Genomic DNA, 21,483 nt, shown 5'->3' on the forward strand with positions numbered 1-21,483 from the left:
GCATGCACCTTCGATTGTATCGTCTGTATGTTGCCGATTTCTTACATGGTTGCAAGCATCGTGCGGAGTGGGTGGACTGACAGGCTAGACGGAGACGGACAAGAAGACGCTGCGGAAGGCCTCTTCGTCCTGTTGCGGATTTTTTGTGCTTTGAGGGTCGGCTTCAGCTTGAGATTCGACGCGGGAGACGACATCACCGTCATCGCTGGCTGCAAAGCTGGTGAGCTTTCGACGCACTTCAGCCGCGGCTTTTCTTGCTTCCATCGCCTGCAGGGTGGATTGCGTGGAAGCAGGGGCCATCTGACTGATTGGGTTGCCGTGGATGTGCATGTCGCTCTCTCTCCTTTGAATCGTTCCCTTCGTTTTGTTTGACCAACTGTGCCCTTATAGGGCAATCGGAGGACCAACTCAGGGCACAATGAGATGAGAGCGCTCTTAGAATGCTGGCTCGTACGATTTCTTCTTTTAATTTAGAGAAGGATGTAGGCACAATCGGTACTTGGACGTCTAAATCTGTGTGCTATTCCTGGTTCGGAAGCTGTGCGGCATTTAACCTCGAAACAGACGGCGCTTGTATGTGTTTAGATTCGCAGGCACTCTGGACGGAAAGCATGCGGCGGAGGTAAAACCGCGTTGGGAGCAATAGGTATTTGGCTACGTCAATAGGATCACAGCTCTCTTTGGTGGAGCTAGAACTTGAGCAGTACCGACGGGAGCGAAGTTTTGCGACTGCGCTGGTGACTGCGCTAGCGTTTTTTGCGTTCCTAATCCATGGCTATCATCCCTATGCCGAAGATGGCGGCATTTATCTTCCTGAGATAAAGCGGCTGCTCGATCCGGGGTTGTATCCGTTTGGGGCAGAGTTTGTGGTGGGGCACCTGCGGTACTCCATGTTTGCGTCGCTGATAGCCGGACTGGCACGCGAATCGCGCTTGAGCCTGGAGGTTGTACTGCTGCTGGTTCATTTGGCAAGCTTCTGGGTAACGTTGTTTGCTGCATGGGTTCTGGCGAGCCGCTGCTATACGTCGCGCGAGGCGAGAGGCGGGGCGGTGGCGCTGCTGGCGGTGTGGTTGACGATGCCAGTTGCAGGAACGTCGCTGGTGCTGATGGATCCATATGTGACGGCGCGAAGTATCTCGACTCCTTGTGCGCTGCTGGCGCTGGTGGGAGCGTTGCAGTTTTTGTTGCCGCGTTTTGAGACGGAGGGCGAGCGGAGGCACGGGCTGGAGCTTTGTTGCGGAGCGTTGGTTGCGGCTGGCCTGATGCATCCTTTGATGGGCGCATATGCTGTGGGATCGGTGCTGGTGCTGGTTGCGGTGCTTTCGACGAACCGGTTGGTGCGGATGTGGGGAGCCCTGGGGCTGGGTTTGACGGCGGTGGTGGCGGCGGCGGGGGTCCAGTTAGCATCGCCAATGGAGAGCGCGAACTATCAGAGAGTGATGCTGACGCGGAGTTACTGGTTTCTCAGTCAATGGCATTGGTACGAGTGGGTTGGACTGGTGGCGCCGCTATTGATCCTCGGGGTCATCGCGCTGGGTCGAGGGAGTGGCGTCGATGCGGCACGCGTTGGCCTGGCACGTGTTGCGACGGTGTCCGGAGTGACGGCGATCGCGGTGGCAGTGCTCTTTGCACGGGAAGGCGCGGAGGTGCACCAGGTGGCGCGTCTGCAGCCTTTGCGGAACTTTCAACTGGTCTATATGGTGATGTTTCTGTTTGTGGGGGCGGCGCTTGGGGAGTGGGTGTTGCGGAGGCGAGTGTGGTGGTGGTTGGGGACGTTCTCAGTGTTGGGGGCGTCAATGATGCTGGCCGACCGGGAGAGATTTCCTGCTTCGAAACACCTTGAATTGCCGGATGCGATGGTGTGGGGCGCAGGAGATGGAGGTAATCAGTGGGAGCGGGCGTTTGTCTGGATCAAGAAAAACACACCGAAGGGCGCGGTGTTTGCACTGGACGCGAATTACACGATGAGGGATGGTGAGGATGCCCAGGGCTTTCGTGCGATTGCCGAACGGAGTTCCCTACCCGATTCAAAGGATGGTGGAACGGCATCCAATTGGCCTGCACTCACGGAAGAGTGGTCGCAGGGAATGGCGTTGCAAACGGGGCTCGGCAGCGAGTTAGATGGCGGACGATTTGCGGCGTTGAAGTCGATTGGCGCGACGTGGGTGGTTTTGGAGCGGAAGGCTGCGACGGGGTTTGGTTGCGCTTACGAAAATGAAGCGGTTAAGGTGTGCCGCCTGCCTTGAGGAGACAGGCGGCCACTGGCTTCAGTTCCCTGTCGGGGTTGGTTTGTTGGCAGCGGTGGTGAGGACGACGGTCTCCTGGTCTTTGTTCTCCATTTTTGAGTAGAAGCCGCGAAGCTCGGGATACTCTTCGGTCTTGTAATAGATCTCTCCCAGGAAGTAGTCGCGACGGATCGTGAAGCTGTTCGGAGTGGACTCGGAGTTCAGAGAATAGACAGCAAACTTCTGAAAGCTCATCTTGTCGCTCGTGGGAAGAGATTCTACGGTGAAGTTGGGTGGGAACTTGATGCGGACAGCATCCTGATTCATGAGACCGTAGGAGAAGTAGACAGGAATATCTCGCTTCTCGTGCGGGAAGGTGGGTTTTGTATTGGCTTCGAAGAGATCTGCAGGTACGAGCAGGCGCTTGCCGGTTGCGGAGCCGATCGCTCCTTTGAACTGAAAGTTCACGAACAGGGGCTGGTCATAGTCCTCGAGCTTGTCGATGGAGGTGACCTTGACATCGGCCCCGGCAGGCATGAGGCTTTCGACGAGGGTGCGGAGTTCGCGTTTCAGGCTTTCGTCGTCGCCGATGAGGCTGCGCTGTCGCCAATAAAGAGCTGGGGAGCCCACGTAGGTCATCTTTACGATGCCGGAGACTTCGCCATGCTCGTCCATTGTGAGGTCGGCCACGCGAAGGATCTTTGAATAGGTGTAGGGCTCGCTCGGAGTTTCGAGCGAACCGGATCCGCCGTCGCCCTGACGGAGGCCAGTGGTCTGGCTGTGCTTCCAGTCGAGATGCTGGTAGGGACAGTAGCGGGAACCTGGGTCGAAGAACTCGTCTTTGCCGTCTACGTTGACGATGGCGATGTCATCGTTGAGCTGCGACATGCTGAGGTAAGCACGGTAGAAGAGGCTGTGGTCGCGGTTGGTGACCACCCCCAGATAGGCCTTCATGCCGGCTGCGCGCGCCATGGCGACGAACAGCGCGGTGATCTGGTCGTTGTTGCCGCGCTTGCGGGTCCAGATGTCGTCTGTGTTACGAACTTCTTTGAGGCCCTGCGACTTCTCTTCTGCGGCGGAGTGTTCGCGTGTGTAGTTGGTGTTTTCGAGCCGCATCACGGCAGCGTAGATCTTGCGCAGCTTCTGATCCTGCGAGTCCGTCGGGAGGACAAGGTCGCGAACGGCGGCAGCGACTGCAGGGCCGGGCCCGATGAACTTGTCTTGAAGCTTCGCCCAGTGCTTGCCTGCGTTCTTCCAAAAGTCATCCGGGGAGCGATAGGCAGCGTAGTAGAAGAGGACACGGTAGGTGAAGCTGGAGATGGGTGGCATGTAGTCCTCTTCGGGAGCAGGGGGGACATCATGCACGTCGAGATCGAAGATGTACTGGCCATTCGAGAGGCCTGTTGCAGGAAGTTGGGTCTGTTTCAGTTGCGCGCCGGCGGGAAGGATTTTGGTCCAGGAGATGGAGGTAGAGGGTGCACCGTCTTCATCCGAGATCAACTGCTGGTCGGTGGGCCTCCAAGTGTAGTGGGCCTTACGGGTGTAGAGGGAGGACTGAATGAACCACTGCGGTGCCATGAACCAGTTGTCGTCGAGCCGAAGCTTGTAACGGTATTCGATGATGCTGCCCACCTCGACGTCTGGCAGGGTGAAGACCTTGGACATCACCCGGACGCCTTGGGTCTTTTGGACGAGTTTGTCGTAGGGTTTGCCGGTGAACGGGATGATGGATCCGTCGGGGTGGATGGTTCTGCCTTCGATGTTGTCAATGACGATGGAGCTGCCTTCGCTATCGTGCGTGTAATTGAGCTCGACATTGGCGTACTCTTTGCCGCGTTCGGTGAGGACCTTGAGACGGACGTAGGTGCTGAACATATGCAGCTTGTCTTCGGTTGTCTCTTCGCGGAAGAGATAGACGGCAGGGGCTCCAGGGACCTCGGACTGCGAGGTCATCGAGAGCTCTTCGGCGGTGGGGACGGTCCATTGAGCGAGGGTGAGAGGTGTAGCGAAGAGAGTCAAGGCAGAGAAAAGAGAAAAGCAGAGGAGACGACAACGAGAAGTTTGGTTCATGGTTTGTTCCTTGTTCGATTGCTTCTTGTACGCGAGCTGAGGTTTTCTTTATTGGTTTTTGTTGAACTGGCTTTACTGCTTTTTGAGGACCGCTTTGCTCTGTTCGTCGGCTGCTATGACGCCGGAAAGCTGCAGGACATCGGGATATTTGTCAGCGGGAAGAGTGACTTCGCGGACGGTGTAGGTGCGGGTGTAGTGGAGAGTGTGGTCTTTCACGATGCTGGAGCTTTCGTAAGAGGCAAAGCCGAGGTCGAGCTTGATGGGATTGGGGATCTCATCGACTACGTAGCCTGGGGGCAGTTCGATGGTGTAGTCGTCCTGCTCCTGCATGGTCTCGTTGAGGTTGATGGGGATGTTATTTCGTTCTTTGCGATCGGCGTAGAGCTGATCGCTGCCGAGGACGCGGGGACGGACCATGAGCAGAGGGCCCATGGATTTTCCGAAGCGGTCGGCGGTGAGGGAGTAGGAGGTCGTGAGGTCCTTGTTGAGAGCCTCGGCGTTCTGGACTTTGAAGTCGGCAACGGTGAAGTTGGTGAAGTCCTGGCCGAGAAGATGGTCGAGGTATTTCGTCTGCTCTTTGGCGTCTCCACTGATGTAGAGCTCGCGACGGTGTTCTGAAAGGTCGCCGAAGCGCTTCTCGATAACAGTGCCTTTTAGGGAGCCGTCGGGATGCAACTGAAAGACGGCGGTACGGCGGACTGTGTTGAGATCGGGAGGGAGGACCGGAAAGCGGATGATCTGGCTCTCGTGACCTTCCATCAGGACCCCGTAGCCACCCTGAAGGTTGTTCTCCAGTTGCCCGAAGGCGGTCTTGTCCCAGGTGGGGTCGAAGATGAGATAGCGGCGACCGGACTTTGAAGTAACTACGCTGCGAAGTTTCGGCGAGGTGTAGTCCTTCGGGATTTCGATGGCAGCGATCATGTGGTCGCCGACGATTGAAGGGGCATCGGGATCGATGACTCCGCGGCGGTCGTCGACCATGACGAGAGCGCCGTGGACCCCTATCGTGGACAGCATCGAGACAAGCAGGGTGGCTTTGTCTTTGCAGTCGCCGTAGCGGTTACGGAATATGTCGGCGGCGTAGTGCGGCTGGTAGCCGCCGATGCCCATCTCGATGACGAAGTAGCGGACTTGTTTCTGAACGAACTCGGCGATAGCTTCGGTCTTGTCGTAGAAATCTGTCTTGTCGCCGGCGAGTTCTTTGGCTTTGGCGGCGATCTCGGGTGTAGCGACGAGGCGATCCTTTGCAAGGGTCTGATACCACTCGCCGATGCTCTGCCAAGTGCCCTCAGTGGGCGCGGGGAGAGTTGGTCCAGCGTAGTGGACTGTCATGCGGCCCTCAAGGGAGAACTCCGATGGGCGAAGCTCAACTTGATCGAGATCGATGGGGGGAGTGTCTTTGATCTGCCAACGCCAGCGCTGATGTTCTAGGTCGATGACCGCGGTCTCTTTGCTATGAGCCCAGACCGTGCCGTGAGTGAAGCCGGGGGGTAGTTCGAGGGTGAAGCTCTGGTTGAGCCGGGGGAGTTGGCTTTGGAAGAACCAGGTCTTTTCGGTGAGGTAAGGATGGGTGCGCTGCTCGTATTCGTAGGCTACGACGCCGCCGGGGTCACGGGCGGGTGCATTGGCTGCTTTGATTCTGAGATCTTCGAAGAGACTGCCCTGGTTCGGGTAGCCGATTTCGACCATCTCGTTGTCCTTGACGGCGTATTCGTGGCCGTCGGGGCCGATGCTCCAGACATGCATAGAGAGAATTTTGGTGTCTTTGTCGAAGGGGACGCCGATGATGCCCTCGTCGCGGCCTTGCGGTCGCAGGATTTTCACGACGCTGCGAAAGTGTTCGGTGGCGCTGCCATCGGGAGCCACGGTGTAAGTGGTGTCTTCGAGGAGAACGACTGCGTTGGTGTTGGGCGGGTACTGCGGAAGATTCTGCTGTGCGGCAGCGCGAACCCAGTCGGGAACACTGTCGGGTTTGGAAGCGAGTGCGGGTAGAGCGCTGACCAGGAGAAGGGTGACTGAGAGATGCAGGGGGGATTTGCGCACTTGCTCGGCTTGCGGGTTAGTTCGTAGGTTCATGGGTCTTCGATACACTATCGGCCCCATCGTCGAAGGAGAGACATCCGGCTGCGTGACAGGATTTGTGTACGTTTGAGAGTTATACGTGGGAGTGACGGGCAGTTCAAGAGAATTCAGAGGTGAGCACGGTACGTCGAATGGGGGATATTCCCGCTTCAGCATTGGGTCTTGGAGTACGAGGATCAGGCGGAGTGGGTGTAGCTGGTTCCCTGCAGGCGAGCGCGTGCTCGTCGGCGAAGAGCAGAACGAAGGATGACGGCGAGGAGGAAGCAGACGACCAGGGTGGAGATCACCATGAGCCACTGATAGTCGGCGAAGAGCATGTTGAGTTGGAGCCAGAGGGAAAGCGAGCCGACGCGGTAGACGTCGTTGCCAATGCGATAAGAGGAGAAGTGCGAGCCATGGAGGACGCTTACGGATTGGGAGATGTCGGAGGACTGCGAGGTCTGGAGGAAGGTGGAGAGGAAGTTTGGAACGACGCTCTTGTCGCGGAGAGCGATGACGACGACAGACTGCTTGGATCCGCTGGGCCACTCAACTCCTTCGATGAGCGCGTCGGGGATGCCGCCTGCGGTTTCGAGCTGGCCGGACTGGACGTGGTCGGAGCTGCGGACCTTCCACCAGGCATGCTGGAGTTGCGTGAAGAAGTCCTGGGTGTCCTGGATGTGAAGGCCGCTGCCATCGACGCTGACGGGGAGCGAGGGGTTGAGGCGGTTGATGGCGGACTGATCGTCGACGGTGCCGAGGACGAGGTAGTCCTTGTGGGCGTCTGGCTTCATGCCTTCGGGGTTGGTGACGGTGACGTTGAGGACGGGATAGCCGGTCTGTGCACCGAAGTGAGACATCAGGGTGAGGAAGAGCTCGATTTCGTCGGTGCTCGGGGTGTCGGGCAGCACGACTGCGGTGTCGGAGAGGTCGGCTTTGCGGGTGAAGGGGTAACCTGCGTTGGCGAAGATCTCGAGGTTCGGCAGGACGGCTAAGTGAGGGATGTCCTTGAGGTCGAGGTAGGAGTCTTTGAGGATGGAGCCCTGAAGGTTAGTCAAGCCGACTTCGGGGCAATCGGACTTTCTGGCGAGTTGGAAGAAGAAGCGTAACAGGACGGAGTTCGAGAAGGGGCGCAGGTCAGAGACCGGGAACGGGACGATGCGCTCGGGAGTGGGCTTGTCGTTGTGAGAGAGCGGGGTTGAGTTGACGTAGGCGTCGTTGAGATAGACCTGGAGCGAGCTATCGTCGGAGAGAGGAACGCCGTTGTAGCGGTACGCGAGGTGAAAACCTAGGTTCTGCCGGGTGCCGTAGAAGAGGTCGGGCGGCAGGCGAAGGTAGAGGGCTATTGGATCTGTGCCGTCGGTCTGAAGATTTGCAGTTTGAAGGAGGTCGCCGATGGGGATGTTCCTGTCGGTGCTGAGCCAACGTGGTGCGTCATCGGCTTCGCGGGCGGCCGGCAGTTTGATTTCGGGAATGCGGACGCGATCGCCAGTGAGGAGGTTGCGCTGGAGAACGAGCGCCAGGGCTGCATTGAGGACGTCGGCGTCGGTTTCACCTGTCAGGACGAGAACCTTCGAATAGGGATCCGATGGGTTGGTTCGCATGACGATGGTGGGGCCGGCGATGGAGTTGATTTGGAGAGCGGCTGGAAACGAGGCTCCACTCTGGCCTATGACGATGGCGTTGCCGGTGGGTATGGTGCCGACAGAGACCGGGAAGCGGATCGGGCGTGAATCTGCCAGGATGCCGAACCATGAAGCTACGATGCCGGCGGCCTGAAGAGCTTTCTGCGAAGGCTGGCCGAGGAAGACGATGGGAATAACGGAATGGTTGATCTGAGGCTCGTAGAATGGCGCGGGGAGGAGCTTGAGATCGTCGTGTAAAGGAGTGAGCGATCCGGTGACTTCGAGGGTCGAGTCGTTGTCGATGTGGGCCCAGAGGGTGGAGTGGGATGGGTCTTCGCACTGCGCGGCGTAGTGCCCTACGAACTCGATGGTGAGTTTGTTGTCACGGGTGAGCGCATCGACGGGGATGGTTAGGGTTGATTCGAGGAGGTCGTTGCCGGGATCAGGCACCGGCTTGGCTGATGTGGCTGTCTGGGGGATGTCGTGAGTTACGGCTGAGAGCGTTGCGAAGTAGGTTCCGTTCAGGCTCAGCTTGAGGTGACTCTGCGATGGGATGAGGCCAGGAGAGAAGTGGTAGCGGAGATGCAGGTTTGCGGTCTTGGCGACTTGCGTCTGGGGTAAGGAGAAGTGAAGCGTGTTGAAGGCATCGACTCCCTGCATGATGATGGTTCGAGGGGCGCCAAGGTCGGAGAGGTGGATGACGTTGTCGAATGTGTCGGGTGGCAGAGCGGCGGCAGCTTGTGCAGCGGCGAGTCGAGCGGCGTATGCCTTGTAGGAGAGGAATGGCTTCACCGCAGGCGGGGTTTGGGGTGGCTGCGAGCCATCGGCCGAAGGTGGGGTCTGAGTTGCTGGAGTGCTGGGGGCTGATGGGGCAGCGGGAGCTGCTGGCGGAGCCTGAGCGGGGGGCGTGGCCTGGGCGGGAGGCGGGGTAGTGGCGTCGTTCTGTAGCAGCAAGTGTGCGGAGTGAAGCGGATGAATCTGTGCCGAGAGAGCGGGCGAGCAGAACAGGACAGCCAATGCGAGAAGCGGCACGACGCTTGTAGCTAACTTTCCGTTGGGAGATGTCTCCTTCGACTTCGATCCACTGCGAAAGGTTCGGAGAAAGCCCTGGCCGGCGAGTTGAACGATGCGGCGGAAACTGGTGAGTGGGTGATCTGCCTCGCGTGCCTCTCCCCAGCCAAGCCAGGTATCTGCGCGGGAGTAGAGGACCATGGTGAGAGCCTCTTCTTCCCTGAGGGTGAGCGGATCGAACTGTGCGCGGAGCGTGTTCCCTTCAATGCCGATGAGCGTGGCAGGCAAAGTTGCTTTGCCGTCGAGAACCGGGAGGGTGAGCTTGACGGAGTCGCCGGTGGTGGCGGTGAAGGCGCGCTCGATGCGGACCATGAGACCACCGCTGGACATGTCGCTGGTGACGCCGCGGACGATGGTTCCATTGGCGAGTTCGACGTCGGCGGGGACCGACATGGGAAGACGGACGGCCTGACGGCGCTGGCGGCTCTCCCACGCGACAGAGGTGGCGACGCCAAGAATCACCATGTTGAAGGCAGCCCAGAGAAGGTTCATCAGGATGGTGCCGGGATGGCCGCCGTCGTACATGTCGGCGATGAAATGCAATGGCGAGGGTGTTCCTGCACCGGGAAACTCGAAGAACCGGGGAATGGCGCAGAGAATTCCGAAGGCGTTGATCGCAATAAGGAACAGGAAGGGCTGGGCCATGCGGGCGTCGAAGAATCTTTTGGTAACGATGCCGCCCTTTGCGGTCACGTCGAAGTTGCCGAATTTGGGATTGATGAACGCGAATAGGGTTGGCAGAAAGATGTAAGGCGCCAACACGGTCTCGTAGATCTGGTTCCAGAAAGAGTGGCGATGTTGGCCCTGAATGCGGGAGTTGGCGATGTTCGCGAGGACCAGATGTGGGAGGGCGTAGGCGAAGATGAGCAACCAGTAGCCAGGTAGATTGACGTGTCCGAAGATGAGATAGACGAGCGGTGCGGTGAGGAAGATGAGGCGTGGCAGAGCGTAGAGGAAGTGCGTCATTGCGTTGAAGTAGCAGAGACGCTGCGCTGCGCTGAGGCCGCGGGCGAACAACGGATTTTCGGTGCGCAGGATCTGGACCATCCCGCGTGCCCAGCGGATGCGCTGCCGGATGTGGCCGCTGAGGCGCTCGGTGGCGAGACCGGCGGCCTGGGGGATATTGATGTAGGCAGTGTTCCAGCCGTTCCTCTGCATGCGGAGCGAGGTGTGGGCGTCTTCGGTGACGGTTTCGACGGCGATGCCGCCGATCTCGTCGAGGGCTGAGCGGCGAAGGACAGCGCAGGAGCCGCAGAAGAAGGTCGCGTTCCAGAAGTCGTTGCCATCCTGAACGATTCCGTTGAAGAGCTCGCCTTCGTTGGGGATCGTACGGAACTGGTCGAGATTGCGCTCGAAGGGATCTGGCGAATAGAAGTGATGCGGGGTTTGTAGCATCCCGAGCTTTTTGTCGCGCAGGAACCAGCCCATGGTGATCTGCAGGAAGCTTCGGGTTGGGACGTGATCGCAATCGAAGACCACGACGTAGGGAGCATTGAGTTGAGCCAGGGCGTGGTTGATGTTGCCGGCTTTGGCGTGCTCGTTGTCTTCGCGGGTCATGTAACCGATGGCGGCGTCTTCCGCGAACTGGCGAAACTCTTCGCGCCTGCCATCGTCGAGCAGGTAGACATTGAGCCGGTCGGCGGGCCAGTCGATGTTCATGGCGGCGAGCGCGGTGTACTTTACGACGCTGAGAGGCTCATTGTAGGTGGGGATGAGGAGATCGACGGCGGGCCACTGGTTGATGTCATCGGGTAATGCGACCGGGGTGCGGCGCAGCGGCCAGAGCGTCTGGAAGTAACCGAGGAAGAGGACGACGAAGGCGTAGATCTCGGCGAAGAGCAGGAGGCAGATGAAGAAGCCGTCGAGTATGCTCCATGTGGAGCCGGGGTCACGAAAGAATTTTATGGTGGTGGAGATTCTCCAGAAACCGTAACGGAAGGTGGAGAACATGGACGCGAGCATCAACGTCAGCGTAACCAGATAAGAGCCGGAGCTGTGATCCGCCCAGATGACTAGCGCGACGGTGAGGATGCCCAGAACGATCTGCTGGGGCCAGGTGAGCTCCAGGATACCGGTGAACGCTAGTAAAAATACTCCACTAAACAGGATGAGAACGCGAAGTGCCTTGTAGAAGAGTGCGTCACCTGATTGGAATTGATCGAAGAGAGGAGCCTCCCTCATCGTTCGCTCCAACGAACGTTGCGGAAGCCTGCCGTGGCGGGCGCGGCAACGGTGCGGAGCCAGGTGGCGACGTTCAGGTAGTCCTCGGCGACGGGTGCATCGGGCGCGTAGTCGACTACGGTCATGCCCTCGGCGAGGGCTTCGCTGACCGACTGCGCGCGGCGAATCACGAAGGGTAGGAGGCGATCTCCTAACTGCCGACGCATGACCTCACGAACGTCGAGATGCAGCGGCAGCGAGGTGTCGAACTGATTGAGCACGTAGAAGGGCTGCAGGGGGCGGCCATCTCCGTCGTTGACGCCGCTGAAGAACTTTTCGACGGTCTGGAGGCTGATGACAGAGTTCATGTCGGGTGCGACAGGAACGAGGATGGTGGGACTCATACGGGACATGCGGCGGACGATCCAGCTGGAACCGACTGTCAGATCAAGCAAAATGCGGTGGGCTCCGCGGCCGTTGTTGATGATGTCCTCGGCGAGCAGTTCCTGCGCGTCATCACTGGTCGTCTTGTGGTCGACATCGTAGCTGACGAGGTAGATGGGAGCGTCGGTGCTTCCACTTGGGGGCGAGAAGGTACGGACGGTTCCGTGGCGGAGTTCGCTGGCACCGAAGTAGAACGGCAGCAGGCCATGAGAGGTGGTGTCAGTGAGGAGAACCTTCTCGCCCATAGAGGAGAGAGCGCGGCCTACGGTTGCGACGAGGCTGGTTTTGCCGACTCCGCCGGCGAGAGAGAAGACAGCCAGTACGGGAGTGCGGGTTTCCTTTTGACGTACAGGCGCAGCTTCCGGTTGGTCCTGTCCGGGCTGCTCGAACACGCCCTTGAGTGCGTACCAACGGGCGGCGACGCGCTCTCTGGAGTGTTGAAGAGTATCGGCTACGGAGGACTGGGAAGGTGGTGGGGTCGCTGGCGTGAGCGGCTTTGCCGAGGCAGGCTGAGCGGGCGGCGAGTAGAGCCACGCAGGGCCGGCTGGATCTGACTGGAACGCGGGTCGCGCAGAGGCTACAGGTAGCGGTTCGGGTGACGACTCAGCCGGGTTGCGACGCGGCAGTTCCGGCTGATTGTGTGGCTGTTGATAGTCGAAGTCATCCTGGGCCCGGCGACCGCGGCTAGAGTCGGAAGGCACCAGCGCTTGCGAGAACGGGGAGACGGGTCTTGCAGGGTTTGAAAAGAGGGGCGGTGCGGACCGAAACGCACCGGACAGCCGGGGCGGTGCGAGCGCTTCCTGTGACGATTCCCGGGTCGAATCGAGGGGCGCATCAGCCGTGGACTTCGAGCGATCTTTGGACATCGAAGTCGAGGATTCGTCCGTTGTGGATGCAGAGAGTGGTTCAGATTGAGTTGTACGGACCTCCGGTCGCGGTTGAGAATCGCCGCGACGTTGCCCTGTGAGCTCAGTCGAACCTTCGCTTGACGGCGAAAGGGGTTGAGTAGCGGGCTGTTCGGAGATTGGCTTCATATCCTGGGATAAAGAAGGAGCAGGCGCAGTTCGGCTTTGTGTTGGAATCAAATGTCTGAGCGGATCAAACGTAGTGTACTCGGCTTGAGAGTCATCTGGGCCGCGATAAATCTGGCGGACCCCGGATGCCTCGTCGGGGCGATAGCCCTGGGGGCGGCGGGGGGTCATATTTTGTACTGAGACCCTGGGCTCGGGCTCGGTCCGCTCGTTGGTCATCGGCGATTCCTGTGTCGAAGCAGCCGGTTGGCGGACGGTGGCCTCTGAGGCTGGGCTTGCGGTTGAGGGCTGCGCATGGGGAACGTATGGATCTGAGATTCGGCCTGGAATCTCGGGGACGCCAGCGGCGGCTTTTCGACGAATCTCCGAGTCTGCATATCTAGCGGCCTGGCGCCGGGCTGAGGCGTGGGCCTCTGCGATCTCGCGTTCTTCGCGGCGGGCAGTTGCTTCGGCCAATGCTGCGACCTCGGCCCTTCGCGCGGCTTCGAGTCGTTCGGCTGAAGCTGTCCGGGCGGCATCTTCGGCCTCGCGCAGAGCACGTCGCCTGGTGGAGTCGGAGTCATCGGTTTGGGGATTGAGCGCAGCCTTTGTCGCGTGACGAGCGACGATCTCTGCCGAAGTGGCGGCGTCTTCCGCCTCGGCTTGAGCGAGGAGAGCCTGTTCTTTTACCTGCTCAGCAGCGCGCTGTCTCAACTGCGCGCGGTACTCGCGACGTGATGCGGAGAAGTCGCGATACTTCGCTCCGTGAAGATTTGCCCAGGAATAAAGTACTGCCACGTCTTCAGGTGTTTCCGTTACTGGAAGATCATCGATCTTGTCGGTGATCTTGTCGGTGCCGTTAGAGTCCATAGCTCTTGGTCCTATGTGTTGGTGACCCGGTTCGTTTAGTTTGAGCTGCGCCGGTTCGCTGCCAGCTCAATGGAGATAATTGCACCTGTTGCTATGCAATAGCCTGAGGCTACTGTGGGTATTACCCCAAGTCAATGAAACGGTCGTGCGACTTAAGTGTGAGAAGCCAATAGGGGCGCGGGTTTTCGGCATTCATCGAGGCTAAACATCAAGGAATACTATGGTCTTCCCGTAATGAAACTCTTTGGGTTCGATCAGAATAAGGTGCAACTGACTGCAGGGCGTCTGTGGACTTTGTGAGGAGGGGTTAGAAACCATGTTCCGGATTTAGTTTGTCTCTTAGTTCGACGCAATGGGGAGAGACGGTAAGAGCTTACTTTGGCGATGGTTGGAGTGGATCTTCAACTCGCCAAATGTGCTAACTTGGTAGTGTGGTTTGAGAGCGTAGCTCAGTTGGTAGAGCATCGCCCTTTTAAGGCGTTGGTCCTGGGTTCGAGCCCCAGCGCTCTCACCATAAACAAAACAAACAACTTAAACGAGTTTTATTAGGCTATTACTCGCGCCATAAACTTCAAAAAAGTCAAAATAAAATCAAAATTAGAAATGTACGTATTCTCCGTAACTATTTCAGATTCGTCCCTCCGATATTGAAGCCACCGATTTCACCACCGGCGTACCCACTGTAGGTAACATCGCAACTGCCGAGCGTTCTCGTATGAGACGGTTTGAATCTGGGACGCTGAGTGTCAGTTCTGATTTCATCGTCGTCGATAAGCGGACAAATCAGAGGAAGTTTGTTATGAGAGGGCAGCAATAGACCCTGCCATTCTGCTTCGTCGCCCAGAGATCGCTTAGCGGCGGCTTTCAGAACTTGGGTCGTCGTGATGTTTGTGACTTGCACCACGACCAGATTCTTGGCGTTGTAATTCACGCACAACAACAGACGATCATCTCTAAAGGCGACAACAACACAAATATCACTTCCATTGTTCAGTTCTACCTGATGTTGGTATTCGTGTTGCCGTCGCCATCTGACTTGATCTGCTGTGAGCCATCATTGGCGACCGGCTTATGGATATACCCATAAACTGCGTACACTGCGACCACCGATAACACCAATACAAGCAGAAGAGTCATCTTGGGTCTTTTTTCATAAACTTCAAACAGCTTCTGGAGCGCTTCGGCCACTTTCTCGCCCATTCCGTAGCACCTGATCCCTTCAAAGCAATGGTCACAAGTTAGCAGACAATGCATTCTGACGCTTCAACTTCATGTTTCGTCTTTTGTTCGCTATACTGCCCACATGGACATTGGCAGCTACAACAAGGAACCAGATTGGGTGAAGCTGGGGCCATCGTTGCTTGCCGCTGCAAGTTTAGTGCTGGCTATGAAACGCAACCCCCTCTCTGAGAAATTACTTTCGCAACCGAAGAGCACCCTCATAGCATCCGATTCTGATGTGCTGGTTCCCGAATCAATACGTGAGTTCCTTCGTTGCAGAATACTGCGTCCGCTGCTTCGTCTGCTCCGTGGCGGGGTGACACCGCGGCGCCTGGCGTGGAGTTTAGCGTTAGGCATTGTCATCGGGATTAACCCCTCAGTGGGTATCACCACGTTTCTGGTCATTTTGCTTGCATGGGCGTTCGGTCTAAACCAAGTAGCGTCACAGATTGGGGCTCATGCGATGACACCGCTGCATTTGCTTCTGTTTCTTCCTTTCATTGAATTGGGCGTCCATCTTTTTCACACGGGCCGCCTTCCGCTGAATCGGCAGCAGCTCGAGCATCTGAGCCATCATCCTTGGCGCCTGATTCGCGAGATCTGGCAGTGGGAATGGCATGCACTGATCGTGTGGGGTGTAGTGGCTGCCATCGTGATGCCGCTGCTTGCCATCTATATTCGACGCGCCATGGTGCTGCTGATGCGTCGCCACCGCACGCTGCTGCGTTCACGTCCGCCGCTGCACTCATCTGATTAGCTCGTTTATGAGAAACCCATCTTCTCGGCTAAACTGTCGACGATTTCCTCGGATCCCACCGATATGGCAAGGTGGGTAAACCCCATCCGCTCTGTACCAGGTATGACGAGAGGTGTTAGCTCTTTTGTGGTCATAACCTCAATGCGGGCGCCGTCGGCGAGGCTCAAAAAGCAGGACTGAAACCCTTCGCTGCATCTCTTTCACTTTGGGAAGTGAGGTTCATAAAGCTATGAGAGGCGCCGGTAAGCTGACCGCAGCACAATACACAGGACATCTTATGTTCTATCCACGCTGCCTGTGCAATTGCAAGACTTTCGCCCGCTTGTTTCTGAGAGAGGCTTTGATCGCATTGTGACTCGTCGATCCTAAGAATCGCGTCGTCCAGACCCTTCGTCAGTTCTGCATCAACTTGACACGTGTTTTTTCCGGATATGCTGACCCCTTGATAGGTTTGCATCGAACCAAGGGTACCAGCAACAGACGTGTAGTTCGTTGCGCTCAAGCAAGTAGAAGATTCGGTGCATTATTGGCTATGCTTGCTCTCGCTACGCTGGCTCATCGTAATGTTCTTCTTGCTCCCAAAGATCGACACGGCCTGCTCACCGAGTGCACGGAGCCGATAGGGTGCATCCAGGTGAATGAACCGAGAAGGTCTTATCCCCTTCCCTTCTCGGCCCTGTTAGAGTTCTGCACAAGGTCAAACCGACCACGGGTCCGCCGCAAGCTCGTATTACTTTTCCTTCTTATCAAGAGAGGGATATCTCTTCTTTACGGCGGCCCTGACCTTAGCCTTCTCAGTCGGGTTTCCAGATTGAGAAACCCGCGATAGGGCATTTTTGGCGTGAGATTCATTTTCAATCGGATATTTTCGTTTGCCGGGTTCTGCGAAAGCCTTAGTAGGTAACGCCTTTCGCGCGGCAGTCGTGAGTTTCGCCATGCTGCACCTCCGTTGTAAAACGCAGAAGCGGTCCGAAACATCGATCAAAGAACTGTTGCCGTTTCCGCATCTGCGCCTATGATGCCGGTTTTCGTGGTCGGTATTGGCGATTAGCGAATCTGGCGCTCGTGAGCAGTAATTGTCGTTGAAGACCTTCAATCAACGCGCTGACCGTCTTTTAGTCTTCAGAGTTCTAGCTGAGGAGTCGCGTCAATTCACAGAAGCCGAACCACCAAAATATCTTGTTTCACATTTGCTTGGGGCTGGCTACACTAGTCCAGTTAACACGTACATGAACAAAGATCATGGAATCATCGACATTCAGCTCCTCCATCGAAAGCTAGCAAATCTCTCATAACTTCTTGGAGTCGACTCAACCGGGCTCATCAAGATGCAGAGTTTGGGTTTTTAGGATCTCGTAATGGTGAGTCGCAATAATGAAAGACCCTGCCCCGAAAGTCGGATGACGCCCGCTGAGATGGCTGCACTCGTAGGCAAGCTCAGCCCAAGACTATTGGATGGGCTCGCCCCGGACGATTTGATTCGTGTGCTTAAAGGTGCTACCAGCCAACGATTTCCGCGTCATTCTCTGATCGCTCACGAGGGATATCCTGCCGACAAGTTGTTCCTGCTATTAGATGGGTTAGCGCGGACCTTCACCACTACGCCAAAAGGAGAGAAGATCGTACTTCTATGGATACCTCCGGGGGAGGCGTCTGGCGGAAGAGCTTTGCTTTCACAGCCCACAAATTATTTACTGAGTACCGAGGCAATAACGGACAGTACAGCAATCGTCTGGGAGCGGCAGGTGTTGCTTTCTCTCTCGAAACAGTGCCCACGCTTGATCGAGAACGCCTTGCTCATTGCTTCGGATTATTTGGCCGCTTATCGTGATTTTCACGTAGCTGCGAGCTACGACAGCGCCGGTCAACGGGTCGCTCAAGTGCTTAGCAACTTGGCTCATAAAATGGGCCGGGAGGAACTTGGTGGGATAGCCATTGAAGTCACGAATGAGGAACTGGCCAACGAGGCAAACGTAAGTATCTTCACGATCAGTCGTCTTATGAGCGAATGGCAACAAAAAGGATTGCTGGAAAAGAGACGAGGGCGAGTGGTACTTGGTTCTGCCAAGGAACTCCTGCAGAGCACCCGTTGACCAGTGATCGCGATTGGGTTCAATGTCATCATTGCTGAAGAGCAATGACGAAACCGCAGTCGCATGGCAATCTAAATATTGATGATCTCGCTATCCAAGGTAGGCATCGCTTGAACGCCTCTGTCAACGAGGTCGCGCACTTCGAAAAAGTTCGTGTTTTGATTGTTGACGATTTCGAGCCTTGGCGACGTACAGTTTGTTCCCTGCTTGAAGACTCCAGCAAAATTCAAATCGTCGGGGAAAGCTCGGACGGCATGGACGCCGTTCACCAATCCGAAAAGTTGAGACCCGACCTCGTTCTGCTGGACGTACAACTACCCAAGATGAATGGCCTTGCCGCTGCCCGATCTATTCGGGCGGCGTGTCCAACTACGAGAATCCTGTTTCTCAGTTCATATCAAGGTATCGATATAATGCGAGAGGCGTTGAAGGTGGGCGACGGATTCGTTGTAAAAGCAGACGCCCCCCGAGACCTACTACCCATTCTCGAGGGAGTCATTCGACGCGAACCGTTTCTGCGATTTAGGTTTTTGCACTGAACAGATGGTCTCCCGCAACGTAAAGGCATGGCACTCAGGACACTCATCGACGGCCACGCTCAAAGTCGGCTTTTCGGCAACCGCGACTCTCAGTCGGTGATAACAGGTTAGTTGATTTCAGTCTTCGAAGATCGGGTATCCAGGTCGACGAGCGGCCCCCCTGAGCCGGTCTGTCCCTTGAGGAGATGCTCATGTTCCTTCGTTTTCGCAAATCCTTCTGTTGCTTTCCCGGAAATCTTCCTTTCTCAGATTGCGCGTCGAGCATGTAACCTTCCCCCGCCGCCAATTCAACCCTGATAGCTCCTGAGCCTGTAAGAGCCCGTATGGGAGCAGGGCTAATCTGTGAAATTCTGATAGAACCAGAAGCCGTTTGAGCGCGAACGCCACCGGCGAGTTGAAATGCTTCGATGCTTCCGGAAGTATTGTGTCCACCGAGCCTCTGATGTCGTCGATGCGAATACTTATTGAGAAATCTAAATGAGTTTACTTTCCATGGGCATTTAGGCGGGCCAGAATGCCCTTGAGCGCATCGAGCTTTAGCCCGGCTTCGCCGAGCTTGCCCGCTGCTGTGAGGCGCTGGTAATCGGCGAAATCTTTGCTCGCCTCAGAGATGAGTTCGTTGACATCCGTCGCGGGTTGGGCCGCCTCTTGGGATGCAGGCGTGGCTTGTAGCGTCTCGCTCGCGTTCAGCGATGAAACGTCTCCGCCAAAAAGGGATCTCAGTGCTGCCTCGAATGTAGTCCCGTATGCAAGCTTGTCCTGCAGCGCGAGCACAACTAGGCGCAGTTCAGGCATGGGGCTTTGCTGAGCCTGAAGGTAGATTGGCTCCGCATACAAGAGTGCTCGTCCAGTCGGAATGACGAGCAGACTTCCGCGTAAAACGTGGGAACCTTGTTGATTCCACAGAGTCAACTGTCCCGAGAGCTGCGCATTTTGATCGATGCGAGCTTCTATCTGTTGCGGGCCATCAATGAGCTTTGTCTTAGGAAAGTTGTAGACCACGGCTGTCCCATAGTCTGCGCCGTCGCAACGACCGGCAATCCAGCCGATCAAGTTGTTCCGGTTGGCAGGTGTAAAGGGGAGGATCTCCACAAACTCTTCTCCTCCACCTCCCGGCAACTTCATCAGTACGAAGTTCGGCTGCATCATCTGAACTGTCTGTTGTCCGTTACTGTCGGTGCCGGTCTCGGTCGCAACCGTCCAGAGATCCTCACGGTTGAAGAAGACCTGAGGATTCGTCATATGGTAGAGACCGTATACCACCGACTGGACCTTGAACAAATCTTCTGGGTACCGGATATGCCTGCGCAAGTCGGCGGGCATCGCCGCACCATCCTTGAAAAGAGTTGGGAAGATGCGCCGATAAGTAGCGAGGATAGGGTCTTCAGGGTCGAAAACGTAAAGTGTCGCAGCCCCGGTATAAGCATCCACAACGGCCTTGACGCTGTTTCGCATGTAGTTGACCGCGCTATCACCGAGGTTGTAATGGGTAGAATACGGATAATTGCTCGAGACCGTGAACGCATCCATGATCCAGGAAAGCCGCCCATCATCGCCTACCACCATGTAGGGGTCCTGATCAAAGGTGAGGAATGGAGCAACCGCCGCCACGCGTTCGCGGATGTTGCGCCGCATGAGAAGCCTACTCTGTGAATTGACGTCGTCACTGAAGGGCAACTTCCCAAGGTCGCCGCGGTCGATTGCCAAGATGACGCGTTGCAAAAATCCGCCCAGCACAATGCCACCGGTGCCTTGATAAGACGTGAGATTGTTGTTCTGGCCCTGCGGATAATCGAACTCCTGCTGCCTTGTCTTGACATACACGTCGGTGTCGGTCAGTTCGCCAAAATAGATCTCAGGGCGCGATACGCTGAGGCCTTGCACAGTGCTCTGGACAGGCATGTTGCTCAGTAACAGCGTCGGCAATCCTTCCGCCGTGAATCCATTGACCGGATTCATCGTTACTCCGTAACCGTGGGTGTAAATCAGCTTCTCGTTAATCCAGTTACGACTGCTTACCGGGAGCTTTTCGACGTTTAGTTCTCGCGCTGCGAGCATTACCTGACGCGTCGTGCCATCGATCTTGTAGCGATCGATGTCGATGTCAGGAAAGTCGTAGTAGGTGCGGATCTCCTGAACCTGACGCAGCGTATCCTGCAAGGCGTGCCAGTCCCACAGCCGGATGTTTTGGAGAGTAGGCTGGTTGTTCGCTGGATCAGCTGCCTCTACCGTTGTCTCTGCAGGAAATTCCTGCTGTGCGAAGCGATCGAGCCCGTAAGCCTGACGGGTCATCTCAATGTTATGGGCGATAAATGGTTCCTCACGAACAAGCTCATTTGGCTTGACGATGAAGTTGCCAACGTACCATCCGACTATTCCCAGAATTACATAACAGACTGCTGCAGGAAAGATTGCACCCAGAATCCATCGACCACGTGAGCGCCGTACCGCGTTGTAGGCTGAGACCACGGCACCAAGTGCAAGGGCTGCGCAGACGATGAGAAGTCCATAGATTGTGACGTGAGCGTCGGTGTATGTGATGCCGTCAAAGATCGTGTGATGTTCAAGCAAGAGCTGGAACCGGCCCACATACAAATTCATACCGAGGACGAGCAGAAGGAATGCAACCGTAATCGAGAGTCCACGCCACGGTGACGGGCCGTACGTAATTTGCCGCTTGGCAAGGGAACGGGCACCACTCGTAATAATGAGGAACAGCACAGCTACAGCACAGATCGCAACCGCTAGCGTGAGAAGCCAACTATTGACGAGTTGCCATGCGGGTAAAGTGAATAAAAAGAAATTCAGCGGCTTACCAAAGATAGGGTCAGCAACCCCGCCAGGTGCAGCATGCGGCGCGTACCAAAATAGCGCTAGTATCGGCCAGTCCGCCATCAACCCCAAGCCAGTCACGCAGGCAATGACAAGGGAGAGGCAAAGTGAGATGAAGCGCAGAGTCGGCTGGATCGCAAGGTTGATTGGTTGTCCCGCGATAACGATGGCGTGAGCTGTTGGCAGATCGTCCTCATGCGACCGTCGAATAGCCGAAAACGCTCCGTACAGAATCAGAAATGTGACCCCTGCAAAAATCGTGAAGTCCGCAATCTGCAACCCTACCGATTTCCAAAATACCTCGCCGAATCCAAGGGACCGGAACCAGAGGAGGTCGACCCAATAAGACAACCCGATCCGACCACAGACGAAAACGCCTACAGCTAAAGCGGTCAAGAAAATGATGATTCTGCGACGTCGGTTCGTGGAGCTTTGATGCTGCGACGATTCTATGAAATCCGGCAATTTGCCCCCGTACTCGGTCGTTATTGAGCGATCCTCTGAT

The 21,483-nt window shown here is 56.6% G+C and carries 12 protein-coding genes and 1 tRNA gene; 5 read left to right on the plus strand and 8 right to left on the minus strand.

Annotated features, from left to right (window positions below):
• Positions 1-84 precede the first annotated feature (84 nt).
• Positions 85-330: a hypothetical protein gene (locus HDF14_RS25660; RefSeq protein ID WP_183981605.1), complete on the minus strand. Its 246-nt coding sequence runs from the start codon at positions 328-330 to the stop codon at positions 85-87.
• Between the two features lie 353 nt (positions 331-683).
• Here HDF14_RS25660 and HDF14_RS25665 point away from each other — a divergent pair, with 353 nt between their 5' ends.
• Positions 684-2,246: a hypothetical protein gene (locus tag HDF14_RS25665; RefSeq protein WP_183981606.1), complete on the plus strand. Its 1,563-nt coding sequence runs from the start codon at positions 684-686 to the stop codon at positions 2,244-2,246.
• A 21-nt stretch (positions 2,247-2,267) separates the two neighbouring features.
• Here the strand turns inward: HDF14_RS25665 and HDF14_RS25670 are convergent, their stop codons facing one another.
• From HDF14_RS25670 to HDF14_RS25685, 4 genes are all read right to left on the minus strand, one after another.
• Complete coding sequence (locus tag HDF14_RS25670) at positions 2,268-4,295, minus strand: DUF3857 domain-containing protein (protein WP_183981607.1); 2,028 nt, start codon at positions 4,293-4,295, stop codon at positions 2,268-2,270.
• A 72-nt stretch (positions 4,296-4,367) separates the two neighbouring features.
• The gene (locus HDF14_RS25675; RefSeq protein WP_260698609.1) at positions 4,368-6,371 is read right to left on the minus strand and encodes a DUF3857 domain-containing transglutaminase family protein; all 2,004 of its coding nucleotides are present in this window, start codon (positions 6,369-6,371) and stop codon (positions 4,368-4,370) included.
• 182 nt (positions 6,372-6,553) lie between these two features.
• A complete protein-coding gene (gene bcsA, locus HDF14_RS25680; protein WP_183981608.1) occupies positions 6,554-11,233 on the minus strand; it encodes a UDP-forming cellulose synthase catalytic subunit in 4,680 nt (1,559 codons plus the stop codon).
• Complete coding sequence (locus HDF14_RS25685) at positions 11,230-13,536, minus strand: cellulose synthase operon protein YhjQ/BcsQ (RefSeq protein WP_183981609.1); 2,307 nt, start codon at positions 13,534-13,536, stop codon at positions 11,230-11,232. The genes bcsA and HDF14_RS25685 overlap by 4 nt, the downstream gene beginning before the upstream one ends.
• 438 nt (positions 13,537-13,974) lie before the next feature.
• Here HDF14_RS25685 and HDF14_RS25690 point away from each other — a divergent pair.
• Positions 13,975-14,050: transfer RNA gene (locus HDF14_RS25690), tRNA-Lys, on the plus strand.
• Positions 14,051-14,532: 482 nt separating this feature from the next.
• On the opposite strand, the gene HDF14_RS25695 is transcribed toward HDF14_RS25690, so the two are convergent.
• Positions 14,533-14,736, minus strand: a complete 204-nt coding sequence (locus HDF14_RS25695; protein ID WP_183981610.1) for a hypothetical protein — start codon at positions 14,734-14,736, stop codon at positions 14,533-14,535.
• A gap of 103 nt (positions 14,737-14,839) precedes the next feature.
• On the opposite strand from HDF14_RS25695, the gene HDF14_RS25700 reads away from it, so the two are divergent.
• Positions 14,840-15,514: a DUF2062 domain-containing protein gene (locus HDF14_RS25700; RefSeq protein WP_260698610.1), complete on the plus strand. Its 675-nt coding sequence runs from the start codon at positions 14,840-14,842 to the stop codon at positions 15,512-15,514.
• 730 nt (positions 15,515-16,244) lie between these two features.
• Here the strand turns inward: HDF14_RS25700 and HDF14_RS25705 are convergent.
• Positions 16,245-16,451: a DUF6582 domain-containing protein gene (locus HDF14_RS25705; RefSeq protein WP_183981611.1), complete on the minus strand. Its 207-nt coding sequence runs from the start codon at positions 16,449-16,451 to the stop codon at positions 16,245-16,247.
• Positions 16,452-16,929: 478 nt separating this feature from the next.
• Between HDF14_RS25705 and HDF14_RS25710 the strand changes: the two genes are divergently transcribed.
• Positions 16,930-17,607 (plus strand): Crp/Fnr family transcriptional regulator, encoded by a 678-nt coding sequence (locus HDF14_RS25710; protein ID WP_260698611.1) that lies wholly within the window; start codon positions 16,930-16,932, stop codon positions 17,605-17,607.
• A 44-nt stretch (positions 17,608-17,651) separates the two neighbouring features.
• Positions 17,652-18,146 carry a response regulator gene (locus HDF14_RS25715; protein WP_183981613.1) on the plus strand — a complete coding sequence of 165 codons (495 nt, stop codon included), beginning with the start codon at positions 17,652-17,654 and terminating at the stop codon, positions 18,144-18,146.
• A gap of 483 nt (positions 18,147-18,629) precedes the next feature.
• Here HDF14_RS25715 and HDF14_RS25720 read toward each other — a convergent pair whose 3' ends face one another.
• Positions 18,630-21,443 (minus strand): UPF0182 family protein, encoded by a 2,814-nt coding sequence (locus HDF14_RS25720; RefSeq protein ID WP_221304889.1) that lies wholly within the window; start codon positions 21,441-21,443, stop codon positions 18,630-18,632.
• Positions 21,444-21,483: the final 40 nt, after the last annotated feature.

This window comes from Tunturiibacter gelidiferens, assembly GCF_014201335.1.
Lineage (GTDB): Bacteria > Acidobacteriota > Terriglobia > Terriglobales > Acidobacteriaceae > Edaphobacter > Edaphobacter lichenicola_E.